The 15094-nt window shown below is 72.8% G+C and carries 13 protein-coding genes; 8 read left to right on the forward strand and 5 right to left on the reverse strand.

Features of this window, described 5'->3' with window-relative positions:
• Window positions 1-521: 521 nt before the first annotated feature.
• The 4 genes from ACFQ8C_RS23255 to ACFQ8C_RS23270 all read left to right on the forward strand — a co-directional run bounded on the left by ACFQ8C_RS23255 (window position 522) and on the right by ACFQ8C_RS23270 (window position 5199).
• Window positions 522-1427 (forward strand): acyl-CoA thioesterase, encoded by a 906-nt coding sequence (locus ACFQ8C_RS23255; RefSeq protein ID WP_383460742.1) that lies wholly within the window; start codon window positions 522-524, stop codon window positions 1425-1427.
• 65 nt (window positions 1428-1492) lie between these two features.
• Window positions 1493-1873, forward strand: coding sequence for a Zn-ribbon domain-containing OB-fold protein (locus ACFQ8C_RS23260; protein ID WP_383460745.1), 381 nt, complete (start codon window positions 1493-1495; stop codon window positions 1871-1873).
• Between the two features lie 99 nt (window positions 1874-1972).
• Window positions 1973-2653: an alkyl sulfatase C-terminal domain-containing protein gene (locus tag ACFQ8C_RS23265; protein WP_383460747.1), complete on the forward strand. Its 681-nt coding sequence runs from the start codon at window positions 1973-1975 to the stop codon at window positions 2651-2653.
• Window positions 2654-2877: 224 nt separating this feature from the next.
• On the forward strand, window positions 2878-5199 hold the full coding sequence (locus ACFQ8C_RS23270; protein ID WP_383460750.1) for a SpoIIE family protein phosphatase: 2322 nt from the start codon (window positions 2878-2880) through the stop codon (window positions 5197-5199).
• Between the two features lie 255 nt (window positions 5200-5454).
• Here ACFQ8C_RS23270 and ACFQ8C_RS23275 read toward each other — a convergent pair whose 3' ends face one another.
• Together ACFQ8C_RS23275 and ACFQ8C_RS23280 are read right to left on the reverse strand one after the other, a co-directional pair.
• Window positions 5455-6633, reverse strand: coding sequence for an acyl-CoA dehydrogenase family protein (locus ACFQ8C_RS23275; RefSeq protein WP_383460752.1), 1179 nt, complete (start codon window positions 6631-6633; stop codon window positions 5455-5457).
• Between the two features lie 309 nt (window positions 6634-6942).
• The gene (locus ACFQ8C_RS23280; protein ID WP_383460754.1) at window positions 6943-7143 is read right to left on the reverse strand and encodes a hypothetical protein; all 201 of its coding nucleotides are present in this window, start codon (window positions 7141-7143) and stop codon (window positions 6943-6945) included.
• Window positions 7144-7304: 161 nt separating this feature from the next.
• Between ACFQ8C_RS23280 and ACFQ8C_RS23285 the strand changes: the two genes are divergently transcribed.
• Window positions 7305-9404 (forward strand): SpoIIE family protein phosphatase, encoded by a 2100-nt coding sequence (locus ACFQ8C_RS23285; RefSeq protein WP_383460756.1) that lies wholly within the window; start codon window positions 7305-7307, stop codon window positions 9402-9404.
• 188 nt (window positions 9405-9592) lie between these two features.
• A complete protein-coding gene (locus ACFQ8C_RS23290) occupies window positions 9593-10189 on the forward strand; it encodes a hypothetical protein (RefSeq protein WP_383460759.1) in 597 nt (198 codons plus the stop codon).
• Between the two features lie 28 nt (window positions 10190-10217).
• Here ACFQ8C_RS23290 and ACFQ8C_RS23295 read toward each other — a convergent pair whose 3' ends face one another.
• Both ACFQ8C_RS23295 and ACFQ8C_RS23300 read right to left on the reverse strand, forming a co-directional pair.
• Window positions 10218-11615: an NADP-dependent succinic semialdehyde dehydrogenase gene (locus ACFQ8C_RS23295; RefSeq protein ID WP_383460760.1), complete on the reverse strand. Its 1398-nt coding sequence runs from the start codon at window positions 11613-11615 to the stop codon at window positions 10218-10220.
• 100 nt (window positions 11616-11715) lie between these two features.
• A complete protein-coding gene (locus ACFQ8C_RS23300; RefSeq protein ID WP_383460762.1) occupies window positions 11716-12378 on the reverse strand; it encodes a ThuA domain-containing protein in 663 nt (220 codons plus the stop codon).
• A 145-nt stretch (window positions 12379-12523) separates the two neighbouring features.
• On the opposite strand from ACFQ8C_RS23300, the gene ACFQ8C_RS23305 reads away from it, so the two are divergent.
• Together ACFQ8C_RS23305 and ACFQ8C_RS23310 are read left to right on the forward strand one after the other, a co-directional pair.
• Window positions 12524-13381, forward strand: a complete 858-nt coding sequence (locus ACFQ8C_RS23305) for a DUF3626 domain-containing protein (RefSeq protein WP_383460765.1) — start codon at window positions 12524-12526, stop codon at window positions 13379-13381.
• 280 nt (window positions 13382-13661) lie between these two features.
• A complete protein-coding gene (locus ACFQ8C_RS23310) occupies window positions 13662-14468 on the forward strand; it encodes a class II aldolase/adducin family protein (RefSeq protein ID WP_383460768.1) in 807 nt (268 codons plus the stop codon).
• Here ACFQ8C_RS23310 and ACFQ8C_RS23315 read toward each other — a convergent pair.
• Complete coding sequence (locus ACFQ8C_RS23315; protein ID WP_383460770.1) at window positions 14432-15082, reverse strand: TetR/AcrR family transcriptional regulator; 651 nt, start codon at window positions 15080-15082, stop codon at window positions 14432-14434. The genes ACFQ8C_RS23310 and ACFQ8C_RS23315 overlap by 37 nt on opposite strands.
• Between the last annotated feature and the right edge of the window lie 12 nt (window positions 15083-15094).

A 15094-nucleotide genomic window follows, 5' to 3' on the forward strand; every position in this document is an offset into this window, starting at 1 on the left:
ACCTCCCGGTTCGTCCGCACACGGTCCCCGAAGATCGTCGCGACCTGATCGGGACCCTGCTGCACGGCCCTGTGCAGACTCTGCGTGAGATACACAGCAACAACTCCTCGGGGAAGGGACGGCCGAGCACCTCGGCCGATGCGGGACAGCCTCTGGGCCGTCAGCGGGAGAGCGGCAGGCCCGGGACCGGTGGTGGTCGCGGCGCCGACGTAGGACGGCGGCGGGCCTTGAAGCCTCACCGCACTCAGCGGGGTTTACTTTCAGCCCATGCAGCCCAGGCGTCAAGGCTTTGCCGTTCAGTGATTCAACTCCTCGCTGTTTACTTACCGGCGCATCCCGGCCGGATCCACCTCCATCGGGCCGCAAGGCCACAGCGAGCAGCCATCTCCTACACACGATTCACTTGTGTGCCATCACAGTGTAGAAATCGATGATTTACAGACCTCACGACAAGACTTAGCATTCACATCATGCTCTGGGGCCGGTCTGTGCTCCCTGTCGGCGACCCTCGGGAGTTCCACGTGCAGCCCCACCCCACGCCCCCCTCACTTCCCGAAGCGTTCGGCCGGGATCTGGTGGGCTTCCTCAGCCTCGAACGTCTCGAACGCGATCTGTTCCGAGGCTGGTGCCATGACGGCGCGCCTCTACGGGCCTTCGGCGGACAGGTCGCCGGACAGGCCCTGACCGCCGCCGGGCAGACCGTCGCGACGGGTTTCCTGGTGCACTCCCTGCACGGGTACTTTCTCCGGGCCGGCGACACCCGCAGCCCGATCGTCTACCAGGTGGAGCGGCTGCGGGACGGCCGCAGCTACGTCTCACGCCGGGTGACGGCGATTCAAGGCGGCGAGGCGATCTTCAGCCTGTCCGCATCGTTCAAGGTCCCCGAGGCGACGGACACCGCCGGTGACAGGCACATCGCGATGCCACGGGTCACCCCGCCCGAGGATCTGCCCGACGCCTTCGCCTCCCTCTGCGGAGGTCTGCCGACGCACCCTGACGTCAGCGATTTCAACAGGGCTCTCTCCGTACGCTTCGTCCCGCCGACGGCTTCCACCCCGGAGGGCGGCACCGAGCAAACGCTCTGGGTGAAGTCCGCCGACCCCCTGCCCGACGATCCGATGCTGCACGCCTGCGGCCTCGCCTACGCGTCCGACCTCCTGCTGGCCCCCTCCGCCGCCCTGCACCGCGAGCCGCCGTGGGTGCTGCGCAGCGAACCGAGCACGGTCTTCCTGACCTCCCTGGACCACGCCATCTGGTTCCACCGCCCGTTCCGCGCCGACGACTGGCTGCTGGTCGTACACCGCAGCCCCACCGCGGGGGACGGTCGCGGCCTGGCTTTCGGCGACTTCTGGAGCCGCGACGGCCGTCTGGTCGCCTCCGTGGTCCAGGAGACGGTCCTGCGGTCCGCCCGTCCTTCGCCGTCCTGACGCTCGGCGTACCGACTGCCGCGAGCCCCGTATCCCGCCTCCCTCCGCGACACCCAGGAGCACCCGTGTACTACAGCTCAGGCAGCACCTCCGCTCAGCCGAGTGCCCCGGCCGCCTCGTTCCTCCGTTTCCAGCGATGCGCCTGGTGCAAGAGCGCCCTGTTCGGGTCGCGTTGCATCTGTCCGAGTTGCGGCGGCGAGGACCTCGTATGGGAGCGGAGCCACGGCACGGGCCGGATCTCCGACTACCAGTACATGCCCAAGAAGGGGTCCGCGCCGCGCCTCGCCTGTCGGGTCGTCATGGATGACGGCTTCCACGTCGAGGGACGGCTCGGCGGCTGCGTCATGCCGGCGCCGGCCGTCGGCACGGTGGTGCGCTTCGAGCGGTTCGTCGACGGAAGCGTCCCCGTGTTCGTCGTCTGTCCCCCGGCCGCCCCGCGGCGTTGAGTCCCGCGCTGTCGACGGTTCCGGCCGAGTTGCCGACCCACGGGCCCCGGGAAAAGGTGGGGAGGTGCCGAAGGCCCGTACGGAACAGAAGGGGCCGCCATGACGTACACCCCCAAGGCCGCCACGCCTGCGACCGCCGCCGCGAATCGCGAAGCGGTCACCCGGTACGCCATGGACGACCGTCAGGACTTCGCGGACGCCGACCGGGGGTTCATCGCCCCGTTCCCCGACAGGATGTACGGCGCGGACGGCCGGGTGATCTTCGACGCGTCCCGGTTCGACCACCTCGCCGAGGACGCCCCGGCCCCGGACACGGTCGACCCGAGTCTGTGGCGCCAGTCCCAGGTCATCCGCAAAGGGGGTCTGTACAAGGTCGTCGACGGGATCTACCAGGTCCGCAACAACGACATCGCCAACCTCACCGTGATCGAAGGCGACAGCGGACTGGTCGTCGTCGACTACGCCGCCGTACATCTCATCGGCGACAAGGCCGCCACGGCCGACCTCCGCATCGACTTCCACTTCACCGACACGGACGAGACCTGGAGCGCCAGGGTCCGTCACGGCGTGCTGAACGCGCGCCGAGGGGCCTCCCCCGAGACCCGGCTCACCGTCAGCGGCCCGAAGCCGGCGCTTGTGGGCGCCCTCCTCAAGCCCGCGAGCGCGCCGGATCTGGTCGAGGCCGGAAAGATCACCCTCGACGGCGACGAGACCGTGCTGAGGACCCTGGCCGGCCCGCTCGACGAGTTCGACCCGAACTTCGGGATCGTCACGCCCTGAGGCTCGGGCATCGAGGCTGTGCCAAGGGTCGTAGGGGCCGTCGTGGCACTGCCGCCCTCCTCCGATGTGCGGTCCTCCGCGTCGTGGCACTGCCGCCCTCCTCCGATGTGCGGTCCTCCGCGGGGAGGGGCACCCTGAAGGAGACCTGCCCGGAGGCATGGGACTCCCCCGCCGCGGACAGGCTTGGCCGCCGTTGACCTACGACCCGTGGAGGCGTTCCGCCCATGGCATCGGACGACGCGCTGCTCGTGGTCGACGCAGCGGGTGTCGTGGTGGCATGGAGCCCGGAGGCCAGGTCCCTGTTCGGCCGCGAAGCATCCGAGGCCCTCGGCCACCCCGTCGCCGAACTGCTGTCCGCATCGTGGCGGGCGGTCGTGTCCGACCCCGCCGACCGCTCTTCCGGGGAGGCCGGGGTCACGGAGCTGATGGTGCGGCCGACGACGCTGGAGGACGGCGGCCCGGGCTGGAGCGTGGACGGCCCCCGGCCGGCCGAGGCCGACGCCGAGGATCAGGCACTGCTCGACGCACTGTTCACCCAGTCACCGATCGGCCTGCAGGTGCTGGATCCCCAGTTGCGCGTCCAGCGCGTGAACCTCACCGCCTCAGGGTTGGCCGGCTTCGACTCCTCACAGCTGATCGGGCACCGCCTCAGCGAGGTGTTCCCCCTGTCCGATCCCGACGAGAACGACGCCATGGTCCGGCATGTGCTCGCCACAGGCCGACCGGCCTTGGACAGGCTGGTGCGCGTACGCCCGCCCGCCGACCCGGAGCACGAGCACGTGTACTCCGTCTCCGTGTTCCGGCTCCAGAGCCCTGACGGCCGGGTCCTGGGGCTTTCCACAGCGGCGGTCGACGTGACTGTTCGCGAGCGTGCCCTGGCTCGCACGCGGGTACTCAACGCAGCGCGGGAACACGTGGGGCAGTCGCTGGAGCTGGAAGCCACGTGCGCCGCACTCGTCGACGTCCTCGTCCCCGACTTCGCCGACGCCGCCGAGGTCGACCTACTGGACCCGGTCGTCCGCGGCGAGGGCGCCCCGTCCGCGCCCGTCGGGTCCGAGGTACCACTGCGGCGGATGGCCTTCGCCACGACCGAACCCCCTAGGGACTCGCTGGGCGCAGGTACGGGACCGTTCCGTTTTCCGGCCGCATGGCTCCAGTCCCTGACCGACCTACGGCCCCACTTGGTCACCTACCGCCCCGACGACACCACTTCCGATCCCCAGGTGTCACGGACCGTGCCCCCCACGGGGGCACATTCCGCCATCGTCACCCCACTGACTCTTCGGGACGGCGTGTTCGGGACGTTGAGCCTCCACCGCTCTCCTGACCGCGATCCTTTCGTGGACGCGGACCTCGACCTCGCCCTGGAGGTCTCGGCGCGGACCGCGCTGCACATCGACAACGCACGCCGCTACACACGCGAACACACCATCGCCCTGACCCTGCAGCGCCGCCTCCTGCCACCGCACCCGGCGCCGCAGGCCGCCGTGGAGAGCGCCCACTTCCACCAGTCGACGGAAGCCGGCGGCGGATGGTTCGACGTCTTCCCCCTCTCCGGCGCACGCACCGCTCTCACCGTCGGCCGCGTCTCCGGCACCGGGATCCACGCCACCATGGCGATGGGCCAGCTGCGCACCGCCATCCACACCCTCGCCTCGCTCGACCTGGAACCCGACGAGCTCCTCGCCCGCCTCGACGACACCGTGAAGCGACTCGCGGCCGAACGCGCCGACCTGCCGGCCAGCGACCCCCTGCGGACCGAGCCCTTGACCGCCGACTGCCTCTACGGGGTCTACGACCCGCTCACCTTGAGCTGCGCCATCGCCCTCGCCGGCGGCCCGCAACCTGTCATCGTCCATCCCGACGGAACCACCGACACAGCCGACGTCCCCGCTGCCCCTGCGCTGGGCGGCGGCGAAGAATCGCCGTTCGCCGGCATCCGCGTCGAGCTGCCCGAGGGCAGCGTCATCGCGCTGTACACCGACACGTTCCTGCCCGCGACGGAGAGCGAGAGGAAGGCCGTCCGGAGCCGTCTACGAGAGGTCCTCGCCCACAGCAGTCGCCCGCTGGACGACCTGCGCGACGAGGCCGTACGCACCGTCCCGCCTCCTCCCCCAGGCACCGACGCGGTGCTGCTCCTCGTGCGGACCCGCGCACACGACCCCGGCCTCGTGGCCGTCTGGGACCTGCCCAAGGACCCCGCGGCCATCGCCACGGCACGAGCCCGTACACGCCATCAGCTGGCCGAATGGCACCTCGACGAACTCGCCCTCACCACCGAACTCATCGTCAGCGAACTGGCCACCAACGCCGTGCGCTACGGCACCCCGCCCCTCACGCTCCGCCTGATCAAGGGCGACCGTACGCTCACCTTCGAGGTCAGCGACGCCAGCCCCGTCTCCCCGCATCTTCGCCACGCGCAGACCACCGACGAGGGTGGCCGCGGCCTGTTCATCTGCGCCGAGCTCTCCCAGAACTGGGGCGTCCGCTTCAGCGAGAACAGCAAGACCATCTGGTCGGAACAGGCACTCCCGCATCAGGCGTAGGTGCGCCGGCCCGCATGTGAGGCCGACGATGGCGCAGAAGACCAAGAGCCGTTTCCGACCTGGCCGCGCCGGTCGCGTGTCGGACGGATCCGCGGAACGACGGGCGAGACCCAGCGCAAGAGCCGACGTCGACGCGGGGACCGTCTCAGCCCCCTGGCACGGGACTCACGCAAACTTTTCGGGGCGATACGCGACTCCTGCGCAGTGCCGACCACCCCTCTTCTGCGCCCACTGCGGATCTTCGTCACAGGCGGGTCAGCGGCGGACGCGGGGCATGCCCAGGCCGATCCAGGAGATGATCTCGCGCTGGATCTCGTTGTTGCCGCCGCCGAAGGTGAAGATGACGGCGGAGCGGTAGCCGCGTTCGAGTTCGCCGTGGAGGACGGCGCCCGGGGAGCCCTCCTTGAGGGCGCCGGCCGCGCCGACGACCTCCATGAGGGCGGCGTAGGCGTCGCGGCGGGCCTCGGAGCCGTACACCTTGACGGCGGAGGCGTCCTGGGGGGTGAGGGTGCCGTGGTGGACGGCGTTGACCATCTGCCAGTTGAGGAGCCGCATCGCGTCGAGGCGGGTGTGGGTGCGGGCCAGGGCGCGGCGGACCCAGGGGAGGTCGACGACGCGGCGGCCGTCGGAGAGGAGGGTGTCGGCGGCCCAGCGGCGGACGTCGTGGAGGGCGCGGATCGCCATGGTGCCGTGGGCGGCGAGGGTGACGCGTTCGTGGTTGAGCTGGTTGGTGATCAGCCGCCAGCCCTTGTTCTCCTCGCCGACCCGGCGCGAGACGGGGACGCGGACGTCGTCGTAGTAGCTGGCCGTGGTGTCGTGCGAGGCGAGGGTGTTGATCACCGTGCAGGAGTAGCCGGGGTCGGTGGTCGGCACCAGGAGCATGGTGATGCCCTTGTGGGGGGCCGCGTCCGGATCGGTGCGGACGGCGAGCCAGACCCAGTCGGCGGTGTCGCCGTTGGTCGTCCAGATCTTCTGCCCGTTGACGACGTACGTGTCCCCCTCGCGCACCGCGCGGGTCTTCAGGGCCGCGAGGTCGGTGCCGGCGTCGGGTTCGCTGTAGCCGATGGCGAAGTCGAGCTCGCCGGAGAGGATGCCGGGCAGGAAGTACGCCTTCTGCTCGTCCGTGCCGAACTGCATGATCGTCGGTCCGACGGTGTTCAGCGCCATGAGCGGCAGCGGTACGCCCGCCTGGGCGGCCTCGTCGAAGAAGACGAACTGCTCCATGGGCGTGAGGCCGCGTCCGCCGTACTCGGCGGGCCAGCCGACGCCGAGCCAGCCGTCGGCGCCGAGGCGGCGGATCGTCTCGCGGTAGAAGCGCTTCTGGGCGGCCGGGTCGCCGTAGCGGCCGTGCACGTCCTCGGGGACGAGCTCCGCGAAGTAGGCGCGCAGTTCCGCGCGCAGGCGGTTCTGTTCCGGCGTGTACTGCAGGTGCATCCCGGCCTCCCGTGACGGCTGTCGGCGTCGGCGTCCTCGGCACGACGGCGGTCACGGTAGAACGTGTTCCACAAATGTGGAAGGCCCGGGGCGGCGCCGTGTGCCGCGCCGGTCCCGGGCCCCTGCTCGTACGGGGGTGTGGGTACGGGTATGGGTACTGGTACGCGTACGCACGGGGTGCGCGTACGCACAGGATCCGCGTACGCACAGGATCCGCGTACGCACAGGATCCGCGTACGCACAGGATCCGCGTACGCACAGGATCCGCGTACGTACGAGGTGCACCCCGTACGGGGTGCGCGTACGGGTCTACGGAAGGAGTTCGTCCAGGGAGGCGCGGCCCTTCTCCGCCATCCTGCGTTCGGCCCAGGCCAGGGTCTCCGGCGTCACATCGCGGCCGGAGGCGAGCACCACGTCCTCCGCCGTGAACTCGCCCTCCGAACCGGAGTGCAGCAGCCGGTCGGGCGTCGGTACGTCCCCCCGGGACATCTCGTCGGGCTCAGCGTTCATGCCGTCTCCTCCATGCTTCTGCGGGTGGGTCCCGGCACTGGCCATTCTCGTGTCCGGCCCCCCGCCCCGCATCCGGGCGCCGCACCCGGGCGCCGCACCCGGGGCGCCACGCCGTGTCGCACCCATGGCGTCGGCGGGGCGCGGGTTCGACAATGGGGGGGATGACCGATGACGATCCGCGTGCGCACAGTGGCGGGATCGGCCCCGCCGAGTGGCTCGCCATGAACCGGACCGGCAGCTTCGACTGGGACCTCGACACGGGCACCATCGATGTCGACGCGTCCGGGCTGCTGGTCTTCGGCGTGTCCTCCGACCGCTTCGACGGCCGGCCGACGAGTCTGGTGTCCCGGCTCGACCCGGCGGAGCGGATGCGTCTGGACCACGTGGTGCGGGCGGCGGTGACCAGTGGGGACTCCTCGTACAGCACCCACTTCCCGATCCCGCAGGACGACGGGACACCCCATTGGACGCATGTGCTCGCGCGGATCCTGCGGGACGGGGACGGGCGGGCGCACCGGATCGTGGGGGCGGTGCGGGACACCACCGCCGAGGTGTCGCACGCCGCCTTCGTGCAGCAGCTGGAGAAGCGCCGCGAGATGCAGACGAGCATCGTCGAGCGGACCACGCACGCGCTGTCGCGGGCGGTGACCGTGGACGACGTGACGGCCTCGCTGACGGGGCCGGGCGGGCTCGCCCGCCTCGGGGCGGACGGGCTCGCGCTCGGTCTGGTCGAGAACGGTTCGCTGAACGTGATCGCGCTCAGCGGCGACTCCCTGGACGTCCTGGACGGGCTGCGGACGCGACGGCTCGACCGGGGGCTGCCGCTGGCCGAGGCGGTGCTGAGCGGCCGGCCGAGGTTCGTGTCCTCGTTCGGCTCGCTGGGGCGGGACTTCCCGGAGCTGGCGCCCTATCTGGACCGGCTGCCGTTCCGCGCGGCCTGCTATCTGCCGCTGGTGGCGCAGGCGCGTTCGCTGGGCGGCATGGCCCTGTTCTACCGGGGGCGGACGGCGTTCACGGCGGACGAGCGGAACCTGGCGCTCGGGCTCGCGGCGATCGTCGCCCAGTCGCTCCAGCGGGCCATCCTCTTCGACGAGGAGCGGGAGCTGGCCACCGGGCTCCAGGAGACGATGCTGCCGCGCCGGATCCCGGAGATCACCGGCGGCGAGATCGCGGTCCGCTACCACGCGGCGTGGAGCGGCCGGCAGGTCGGCGGGGACTGGTACGACGTGATCGCGCTGCCGCGCGGCCGGGTCGGGATCGTCGTCGGCGACGTCCAGGGCCACGACACCCACGCGGCGGCCATCATGGGACAGCTGCGGATCGCGCTGCGGGCGTACGCCGGCGAGGGCCACGCCCCGTCGACGGTGCTGGCCCGGGCCTCCCGGTTTCTCGCCGAGCTCGACACCAACCGCTTCGCGACCTGCACCTACGCGCAGGTGGACCTGGCGGGCGGCACCGTGCGGGCGGTGCGGGCCGGGCACCTGGGGCCGCTGATCCGGCACACCGACGGGCGGGTGGGGCAGCCGAAGCTGCGCGGCGGGATGCCGCTGGGGCTCGCGACCGTGTTCGGCGAGGAGGAGTTCCCGGAGACCCGGCTCGACCTGGTGCCGGGCGAGACGCTGGTGCTGTGCACGGACGGGCTGGTCGAGCAGCCGGGCACCGACATCGAGGCGGGGCTCGCGGCCCTGTCGGAGGCGGTGAGCAGCGGCCCGCCGCAGGCGGAGGCGCTGGCCGACCACCTGTCGGAACGGCTGTGGGAGCGGTGGGGCTCGGGCGACGACGTGGCCCTGCTCGTGCTGCGGCGGAGTCCGGACCCGGGTACGCAGCGGGCGCCGCGCATCCACCAGTACATCCACCAGGCCGACCCGCAGGGCCTCTCGGACGCGCGGGCGGCCGTGGGACAGGCGCTGCGGGACTGGGGCATGCAGGAACTCGCCGACGACGCCGAGCTGTTGACGGGCGAGCTGCTGGTGAACGTGCTGCTGCACACGGAGGGCGGCGCGGTGCTCACCCTGGAGGTGCTGCCCGAGCCGGTGCGGCGGGTGCGGCTCTCGGTGCAGGACCGGTCGAGCGCCTGGCCCCGGCGGCGCACCCCGGGCGAGGCGGCGACCTCGGGCCGGGGGCTGCTCCTGATGGACGCGCTGGCCTCGCGGTGGGGCGTGGAGCCGCGCGGCGAGGGCAAGGCCGTGTGGTGCGAGATCGGCCCGGAGTCGGTGGGCGCGGAGCTCGCGGGCCCGGGCCGCGCGGGCCTCGGCGGCTGAGGAGCCGGGCAGGGACCCCGTGGCGGCGCTGAACCGGATCGCCTTCCCGCCGGAGCGCGGCGGCGCCCCGGCGTACCGGGCACGGGGCGCATGGGTCCGGGGCGAGGGGACCCGGGGTGCGCGGGCCCGGGGCGCGTGGGCCGGCCGCCGGGGCGCGACCGGGACGGCGCCGGCTCGTTGTGCGGTCCATGAAGAAGCGCACCCTCCTCCTGTCCTCGCTCGGCGCCGTCCTGCTGGCCGGGGGCGGGGCGACCTGGTACGCCGCCCACGCCGCGGCGAACGCGTACGTGTTGCCGTGCTTCGGCGCGCCGGGCGGGGTGGGGGGGGGGGGGACCGCCCCCCACTCCCGCCTGCTGCTGGCGGGGACGGTGCGCGAGGTGGGGGTCCACCGGCGGCCCGGAGCGGGCGGCGGGGATCCGGAGCGGGTGGTGCGGGCCCGGCTGGTGGTCGACTCCGTCTACAAGCACGCGGTGCCCACCCCTCACGGGTTCGCGGCGGGCACCACGGTGGAGGTGGAGCAGGCGGGCGGCCCGCGCGACGGGTTCCGGGCGCGGCTGTCCGAAGGCCGCCGTTACACGGTGTCGTTGTTCCCGTGGACGTCCACGGAGGGAACGTCCTTCGACGTGGACGCGGCGGAGGAGACCCCGGACCGGGCGGCGGGCGACGCCCGGTGGCGGGTGGCCGCCGCCGACGGGGAGCGGCTGCCGGACCCCTGCGAGGAGCAGGACCGGCGGTTCCGCGAGGAGTACGGGGTGGGCGACGTGTTCCTGGAGTGGCTGACGTGACGCGCCGGCCCGGGCGGGGGCGGCGGGTTCAGGCGCGCTGCCAGACGGTCGTCGCGTTGCAGAACTCCTTGATGCCGTGGCCGGACAGCTCGCGCCCGTAGCCCGAGCGCTTGATCCCGCCGAAGGGGAGCGCCGGGTGGGAGGCGGTCATGCCGTTGACGAAGACGCCGCCGGCCTGGAGGTCGCGGACGAAGAAGTCGACCTCCTCGTCCCGGCGGGTCCACACGTTGGAACTCAGGCCGAACGGCGAGTCGTTGGCGACGGTCACCGCCTCCTCCGCGTCCCGGACCGGGTAGACGGTGGCGACCGGCCCGAAGGTCTCCTCCTGGTGGATCCGCATGGCGGGCGTGATGCCGGTGAGGACGGTGGGACGGTAGTACCAGCCGCGGGCGAGCGCCGGCCCGTCGGGCCGGGCGCCGCCGCACAGGACGTGCGCGCCCTTCCGCACGGCGTCCTCGACGAGCTCCTCCAGGTCGGCGCGGCCCCTCTCGGTGGCGAGCGGGCCGACGTCGGTGGACTCGTCGAGCGGGTCGCCGACCGTGAGGGCGTTCATGGCGGCGGTGAAGCGCTCGGTGAAGTCCTCGTACACGTCCTGGTGGACGAGGAACCGCTTGGCGGCGATGCAGGACTGGCCGTTGTTCTGCACGCGCGCGGTGACGGCGGTCTTCACGGCCCTGACGACGTCCGCGGAGGGCATCACGATGTAGGGGTCGCTGCCGCCGAGCTCCAGGACGGTCTTCTTGACGACGTCGCCGGCGACGGCGGCGACGGCCCGGCCGGCCGGCTCGCTGCCGGTGAGGGTGGCGGCGGCCACCCGGGGGTCGCGGAGCACCGCCTCGACCTCGCCGGAGCCGATGAGCAGGGTCTGGAAGCAGCCGTCGGGGTAGCCGGCGCGGCGGAAGAGGTCGCCGAGGTAGAGCGCGGTCCTGGGCACGTTGGAGGCGTGCTTGAGGAGCCCGGTGTTGCCGGCCATGAGCGCGGGCGCGGCGAAGCGGATCACCTGCCACAGGGGGAAGTTCCACGGCATGACGGCGAGGACGGGGCCGAGCGGCCGGTAGTGGACGCGGGCCCGGTCGGCGCCCGAGTCCCGGACGTCGCCCTCGGCCGGATGCTCGTCGGCGAGCAGTTCCTCGGCGTGCTTCGCGTACCAGCGCATGGCCTTCGCGCACTTGCCGGCCTCGGCGCGGGAGGCGGTGAGGGGCTTGCCCATCTCCAGCGTCATGGTGCGGGCGATGTCCTCGGTGTCCTCGTCGAGGAGGGTGGCGGCGGCGCGCAGCAGGCGGGCCCGTTCGGCGAAGGAGGTCGTGCGCCACTGGCGGTAGGCCTCGTGGGCGGCGGCGATCCGCCGCTCCACCTCGTCGGGTCCGTGCGCGTCGTAGGTGCGCAGCGTCTCGCCGGTGGCGGGGTTCACGGTGGCGATGGCCATGGCCTTCTCCTCCTGCGTCGGCCCCCACGGGAAACCTCCCGCTTCCGGGGCGCGGGCGCAAGGGGGGCGGGTGCGGTGGGGTGACGCACGCGCGCGTGCGTCAGCCGAGCAGCCAGGAGAGCGCACCGGCCAGGTGGGCGCGGAAGGCGGGGTCGCGGTACGCCTCCGGGGCGTGCCCGAGGGCGGTGAAGAGGAAGCGGCCCCGGTCGACGGCCCGGCACCAGGCGAGCGGGTGGTCGTCGCCGAGCGTGCCGCCCTCGTACGCGGCCTCGTCGGCGCGCAGCAGGACGCGGACGCCCGGCACGCGCGGGTGGGAGGTGTACTCGTACCACTCGTCCGTCCACTCCCAGCGGTCCGGCAGCGGGGCGCAGGCGGGGTGCGCGGGGTCCTCGACCAGGACGGCGCCGGGCTGGAGCGGCGGATGGCCCGCGAAGCGGGTGCCGAGGAGCTCGCCGTAGAAGGGCCAGTCGGGCTCGGCGTTGGCGGCGGCGTGGACGGCCAGGAGGGCGCCGCCGCCGCGCAGGTACGCCTCCAGGGCGGTGCGGCCGCCGGGGGTGAGGACGGTGCCGGTGGTGGAGAGCAGCACGACGAGGGCGCGGCCGGCGAGCCCCTCGGCGGAGAAGGCGGCGGGGTCCTCGGTGGTCTGTGCGGTGAGCCCGCGGGCGGCGGCGAGCTCGGCGAGGGCGGTGGCGCCGTCGGGGATGGAGTCGTGCCGGTAGCCGGCGGTGCGGGTGTAGACGAGGAGGTCGGCGGTGGGCGGCACGTGGACTCCAGGGGGCGGGCGGGCGACTGCCGGGGAGGGTACCCGGCAGTGGAGTGAGGGAAAGCGCTTTCTATCTGTTCGCGCGGCGACCCTAGCCAGCGAAAACCCCGCGCCGCAAGCCCGTGGCCTCCGGCACACTCCCCCCATGACGACGACCCCCGCCTCCCCTCCCGCCTCCGCCCCCGGCCCTCCCCCGCCGCACGACACGGCCCGGCGGGCACTGGCACACGTGGAGGCCCGGTCGTCGGGCGGACCGGTGGATCCGACCCTGAGGGTCACCCTCAACTTCCACCCGCACTTCCTGGACCGGCTGGCCGACGAGGGCGTCTACCGCTCGCAGTTCGTGACCGGCACCGGCAACGGCGGACTCACCGCCCGTCCCGGCGGCGACCGCTGGCGCTGGGAGAGCCGGATCTTCGGCGGCGCGTACGACGCCGCTCCGGCACACGAGCGCCCGGTGTACGGCGCCCTGGACTTCCGCCGCCTGTCGTACGGCGCCGCGCCCCGCTTCGGCTCCGCCCACATCCGCCTGACGCCGGAGGCCACCGCCCGGACGAGCTTCTGCTACCCCGACAGCTTCCTGGAGCCGTCGGACTTCGGCGTGGCGTCCCGGATGGCGCTGGTGGCGCTCGCGGAGGCGGACGACTGCGATCCGCTGGACCGCTACGTCGAGGCGCAGGTCCACGGCCCGGTCGAACTCGCCCGGGACGTGGAGGCCCTGGTCCTGGACCCCAGCCACCGGGGCACCGCGGTGGAGGAGGCGGCCCGCCGCCTCCCCTGCCCCGTCGAGTGGCACGCCGGCTTCCGCCTCGCCGTCCCCGAACTCCGCCGCCATCCGGCCTTCCGCGGCCCCCGGTACGTCGAACTGGGCGCCCGCATCGCCGTGGACGGCCACCTGGACCCGCGCATCGTCCAGAACGCCTCCCTGTCGGGCGCGTACGACCCCCAGGACGTCAAGAGGGTCTGGCACTACCTGGCCCGCTTCGGCGCGCCGGCGACGTGACGGCTGCCGCCTGAGGCCTGGGGGCCTGGGGCTTCAGGCCTGGGGGCCTGGCTCCTGGATCTCGACTCCTGGATCCCGGATCCCGACTCTTGGATCCCGACTCCTGGATCCCGGATCCCGGATCCCGGATCCCGGCTCCTGGCTCCTGACTCCGCAAGGGGGCGGCGCGCGGGATTCGGCGCGGAGGGGCCGGAAGCAGTCCGATGCATTGATGTATCGGATACGCCACTGTATCTTTTCGGCTCGCCGCGCACCCTCCTCCGCACCCCCTGGAGTCGCCATGAGCACCGTGCCGCCCGCCCTCGCCGCCGCCGTGGGACCGCTGCCCGACGGGGTGGAGCTGCCGCTGCCGCCGACGTTCGGGAGCGTCGAGGAGGAGCGCCGGTACCGGAAGGAGCAGCTCGCCGCCGGGTTCAGGATCTTCGGCCGGTTCGGCTTCTCCGAGGGGGTCGCCGGGCACATCACCGTCCGGGATCCGGGCGACCCGGACGCCTTCTGGGTCAACCCCTTCGGCATGAGCTTCAGCCAGATCAAGGCGTCCGACCTGATCCTCGTCGACCACGAGGGGCGGGTCCTGGAGGGACGCAGGCCGGTGAACCGGGCGGCGTTCGTCATCCACTCGCGGGTGCACGCGGCCCGCCCCGACGCGGTCGCCGCCGCGCACTCGCACTCCCTGCACGGGAAGGCGTTCTCCAGCCTGGGGATCCCCCTCGACCCGATCACCCAGGACGCCTGCGCGTTCTTCGAGGACCACGGGATCTACGACGACTACCGGGGCGTCGTGAACGAGACCGAGGAGGGCGAGCGGGTCGCCAAGGCGCTCGGCGGGCACAAGGCGGTCATCCTCCAGAACCACGGGCTGCTGACGGTGGGCCACTCCGTCGCCGAGGCCGTCTGGTGGTTCGTCACCATGGAACGCTCCTGCCAGGCGCAGCTGCTCGCCATGGCGGCCGGCACCCCGCGGCTCGTCGACCGGGAGACGGCACTGCTCACCCGGGGACAGATCGGCAGCCACCTGGCCGGCTGGTTCCAGGCGCGGCCGCTGTGGGATCAGATCGAGGCGTCCGACCCCGACCTCTTCGACTGAGCGGGCCGCGCGGGGCGGGTCGAGGCCTCCAGGAGCGGCGGCAGGAACTCCCGCTCCAGGTCGCCCGGCGGCAGCGCCTCCGGCTCCACGTAGCTCTGCGCGAGGCCGCCCTCGCGCAGGGCGATGAGCAGCCGGGCGAACCGGTCGGCGTCCACGGTCAGTTCGCGGCCCGCCCGGCGCAGGACGAGGGTGAGCCCGCGCGCGATCTCGGCCCGCAGCCGCTCGTCGTGCCGCGCCAGCACCCAGGCGGCCTGCGGATCGCGGATGGCGTGCAGGGTGAACTCGGTGGTCACCAGGTACCAGTCGCGCTCGTCCGGCTCGATGGTGGCGGCCAGCTCCGCGAGGCGCGTGAGGGTGTACTCCTCCGCGGTGAGCGCGTCGATGGACGCGGCGAGGCGGCGTACCGTGCGCTCGCTGTGCTCGTCGAAGAGTGCCAGGAAGAGTTCTTCCTTGCTCGCGAAGTTCGAGTAGTACGCGCCCCGCGTGAAGCCGGCGCGCTCGCAGACCTGCTCGATGGTGGTGGCGTGGAAACCGTGCTCGGCGAAGGCCTCCAACGCGGCCTTCAGGAGCGCCGCCCGGGTGCGCGGCCGCCGCCTCGTGACGCCTTTCGGCACATCCGCCTCCCC

Origin of the sequence: Streptomyces sp. NPDC056503 (genome assembly GCF_042794995.1) — a bacterium.
Lineage (GTDB): Bacteria > Actinomycetota > Actinomycetes > Streptomycetales > Streptomycetaceae > Streptomyces.

Excerpts from the sequence above, each read along its gene's own strand:
- ACFQ8C_RS23290 (WP_383460759.1), top strand. The coding sequence starts at position 9,593 with ATGAAGAAGCGCACCCTCCTCCTGTCCTCGCTCGGCGCCGTCCTGCTG.
- ACFQ8C_RS23270 (WP_383460750.1), top strand. The coding sequence starts at position 2,878 with ATGGCATCGGACGACGCGCTGCTCGTGGTCGACGCAGCGGGTGTCGTG.
- ACFQ8C_RS23280 (WP_383460754.1), bottom strand. The coding sequence starts at position 7,143 with ATGAACGCTGAGCCCGACGAGATGTCCCGGGGGGACGTACCGACGCCC.
- ACFQ8C_RS23275 (WP_383460752.1), bottom strand. The coding sequence starts at position 6,633 with ATGCACCTGCAGTACACGCCGGAACAGAACCGCCTGCGCGCGGAACTG.
- ACFQ8C_RS23265 (WP_383460747.1), top strand. The coding sequence starts at position 1,973 with ATGACGTACACCCCCAAGGCCGCCACGCCTGCGACCGCCGCCGCGAAT.
- ACFQ8C_RS23310 (WP_383460768.1), top strand. The coding sequence starts at position 13,662 with ATGAGCACCGTGCCGCCCGCCCTCGCCGCCGCCGTGGGACCGCTGCCC.
- ACFQ8C_RS23295 (WP_383460760.1), bottom strand. The coding sequence starts at position 11,615 with ATGGCCATCGCCACCGTGAACCCCGCCACCGGCGAGACGCTGCGCACC.
- ACFQ8C_RS23285 (WP_383460756.1), top strand. The coding sequence starts at position 7,305 with ATGACCGATGACGATCCGCGTGCGCACAGTGGCGGGATCGGCCCCGCC.
- ACFQ8C_RS23305 (WP_383460765.1), top strand. The coding sequence starts at position 12,524 with ATGACGACGACCCCCGCCTCCCCTCCCGCCTCCGCCCCCGGCCCTCCC.